This window comes from Streptomyces sp. NPDC088354, assembly GCF_044753585.1.
Taxonomy (GTDB): domain Bacteria; phylum Actinomycetota; class Actinomycetes; order Streptomycetales; family Streptomycetaceae; genus Actinacidiphila.
This window is the reverse complement of the sequence record NZ_JBIVNJ010000123.1, coordinates 1-2,978: the sequence shown is the minus strand read 5'-3', so window position 1 is coordinate 2,978 and position 2,978 is coordinate 1. Positions and strand designations below refer to the sequence as shown.

Annotated in this window: 2 protein-coding genes and 1 pseudogene; 1 reads left to right on the top strand and 2 read right to left on the bottom strand. The window is 61.6% G+C overall.

Annotated elements, in window-relative coordinates; genetic code table 11:
• Positions 1–612: 612 nt before the first annotated feature.
• Positions 613–1,881, bottom strand: a complete 1,269-nt coding sequence (locus ACIP98_RS42065) for a cytochrome P450 (protein ID WP_401982139.1) — start codon at positions 1,879–1,881, stop codon at positions 613–615.
• A 364-nt stretch (positions 1,882–2,245) separates the two neighbouring features.
• Positions 2,246–2,563: a hypothetical protein gene (locus ACIP98_RS42060; protein ID WP_401982137.1), complete on the bottom strand. Its 318-nt coding sequence runs from the start codon at positions 2,561–2,563 to the stop codon at positions 2,246–2,248.
• A 49-nt stretch (positions 2,564–2,612) separates the two neighbouring features.
• On the opposite strand from ACIP98_RS42060, the pseudogene ACIP98_RS42055 reads away from it, so the two are divergent.
• Positions 2,613–2,887: pseudogene (locus ACIP98_RS42055) on the top strand (IS5/IS1182 family transposase); the annotation flags it as partial.
• Positions 2,888–2,978 lie beyond the last annotated feature (91 nt).

The following is a 2,978-nucleotide window of genomic DNA, read 5'->3' as shown; positions in this document are numbered from 1 at the left end:
ATCCGACAACCGCTCACCATCTGACGACTTCACCTGTCCGGGCCTTGGCACACCCACACAACGACATAGAAGCCCTCAAAGTCACCGGTATTGCACCTAGACCACGCAACCGGAAGGTGTACCGGGCATGCCCAAACCTCTGCCCGGCCATCGCAGTCGGCGTCATGCTCCGCAAGCCGACAGCCCCCACTGACAACGAAAGGCTCATTCCTCCCAGGCCTGAAGGCCTGGGCCTCCTGGACGAGAACAGGTGATCAGAATCACCATCGCCAACGCCACCAGCGCCGACCCGGACAGGGCCAGCTGCAGCATCCCCCTTTCAGTGGCCCGTGACCAGGTCATCCACGTTATAGGAGTCACTGTGGACATCACCATGGACCTCGTCGCCGGCATCGGGCAAACGGTCCTGGACCATCTGATGCCCACCCGTCGTCTCCGCGTCAGCCCGCGCCGTGACACGGCCCCTGTCTCAGTACACGTACAAGAGACTGCCCGTCGGCCGGGGCGCGTACAAGGCCATCATCAGCACCTGACTGCTTTTGCAGGAACGACCAGCCCGTGACTTCGCGGCTTTGCCCTTTAGAGCGAGGTGGATGCCACGATCTGAGATCTCTACCGAACGCGGGGCGGTTCGGAGTAATACCGAACGGGAATGCTGAGGGGTCCGCGCATGATGCCGTTCGGTATCCATTCGATCTCGTCGGTCGGTATCGCCAATTCCAGATGCTGTAGGCGGGCCAGAAGTGCGCTCAAAGCGACGGTTGCCTCGATTCGTGCCAGCGGCGCGCCTAGGCAATGATGGATGCCATGGCCAAATGCCAGATGACGTGCTGTGGGACGGGTGACGTCGAGGCGGTGAGGGTTGCCGTACCCGTCCACGGACATGTCGCGGCTGGCGGAAGAGAGCGCTACAGCGACGATGCTTCCTTTTGTAATCAGTGTGTCGCCAATCTCAAGATCTTCGGCTGCGAAGCGCAATGTGGAGATCTCGACCGAGCTGTCGTAGCGGAGGAACTCCTCCACTGCCGTAGCGATCAGGTTCGGTTCCGCTCGGAGCCGCTCGAGTTGATGGGGATGCTGGAGGAGGGCCAGGATGGCGTTTCCGAGGAGATTGACAGTGGTTTCGTGGCCTGCGATGAGCAGGTTCAGCATCGTGGAGACTAGTTCCTCGTGAGAAAGTTTCCCGTTGTCCTGGTCACGCACGGCGATCAGCGCCGACATCAAGTCGTCTTGCGGAGAGGAACTTTTGACTCCTATGAGCTCGGCCAGGAGTTGACGGAGGTTTGCAAACGCGGGTTCGCTCCGCGGTGTGCCGACCGCAAGCGCGTCACTGGCCCAATTCCGGAAGCTGTGCCGGTACTCCTCGGGTATACCGAGCAGCTCGGCTATTACCGTCACAGGGATGGGGGCGGTATACCCGGCGACAAGGTCAACCTCGCCTGACGGCGGTAGGGCATCAAGGAGGCTATAGGCTATCTCTTCAATCCGAGGCTGAAGCTGCACCATCCGCCTCGATGTGAAAGCTCCCGCCACCAATCGCCTCAGCCGTGTATGCACTGGTGGATCCGAGTCGAGCATGTGCCCACCGCCGACGTCCGCCCGGTGTGCCACGTAGCCGGCCGCTTCGAGGGCTGCGGCCGCCGGACGCGGGTCCTTGAGCAGTGAGGGGTGGGTCAACGCTTCACGTGCCTGCTGGTGCCTGACGACCAGCCAGCCCTCCAGGCCTGAGCTGAAGACGACAGGGTGCACCGGGCCCTGTGCGCGCAATTGTGTGAACTGAGAGGGGGAATCAGCCTTGAAGGCGGAGTCCAGCAACACCCTTCGCGGTTCAAAAGGGGCGTCCCGGTCCGGTGTGCTGTCTCCGCCGCACTTCGGGGTCATGGTGATCTCTCCTGTCGTCGCCACGGGAAGGCGGAGTCACACGGGCGATACGTCCGCACCTGCCGCCTTAGCGCTATAGGCCCTGAATTATCTACGAAATGAGTCACCTGAAGATCAATGGCGCTCAAGGCATGTGAGTTCACGAGGGGTTGTGTCACCACAAGGGCCAAGGCGCCTGTGTGATGGCCAAGGTTACAGGCCGGGGTCGGTGGGTGCATCTGCCAACTTACGGAAGACGCTCAGGTTCCATTTGTGGCGGCTTCGGTGGCACTCATAACCAGTTCAGTGATCACCAAGCCATACTTGACCGAATCTGCACTGCTGGTCAGGTGCCATCGCAACCCAGCATCCGGCTGGTCGGCCTCTATCTCGAGCGGTGGAAGTTCGAGTCCGCTTCTTTCGCGACCGAGACGTCGATGCCCAACCGCCGGGTCCTGCGCTCCATGGGCCGGCATCGCTCAGCCCTGTACAGTTCTTCAGATGCCTTCGCTGCTTCGCAGTTATTGTCCTTATGGAACAGGTTGTTGTGACTGACGCGCCAGCGATGGGTGCCGACAAAGTAAAAGTCGATCCCGAGAAGCACAATTCCTGAATTCAACGCCATAAGCAAATAGGCGTACTTACCGGCTGAGGTGTCTGCGTTGGGGAGTGCCATGATCTGCGTGTGGCGGTCATAGCCCATCGGGTGGTCCTCGCGCTTCGGCCCGTTCACAGGCATCTAGCAAGGTCATCTGGGCTGCCTCATGGAGGAATTGGCGCATTCCCTGCAGGCCGCGGTCGAAGGCCGCCGTCACGCTGCACGTGGCGACGTCAGGAAACGGGCGGCGGGTGCCGGCGCACGGCATCAGCTGATACTCGTCGAACGGTTGGTGGCCACGCTCATTCACCTGCGGCACGACCTTCCGCATGTCACCCTCGGGCTGCTGTGCAGCGTCGATCGTTCGACCACCACCCGGACCGTGGCAGAGAGACGCGTCCCCTTGCCCGGCGGGACTGTGCGGTCCCCGTTATGTTTTTCGCGGTCCTGCAAGAGGGCCGCTGGCCTCCGGGCCCGGCATGGCTGTTGCCCTACCTTCTTCATGGGTTCGCACCGGTCA

What these genes read in the sequence shown, in the direction of transcription:
- ACIP98_RS42065 (WP_401982139.1), bottom strand. Translation starts at nt 1,881, where the DNA reads ATGACCCCGAAGTGCGGCGGAGACAGCACACCGGACCGGGACGCCCCT.
- ACIP98_RS42060 (WP_401982137.1), bottom strand. Translation starts at nt 2,563, where the DNA reads ATGGGCTATGACCGCCACACGCAGATCATGGCACTCCCCAACGCAGAC.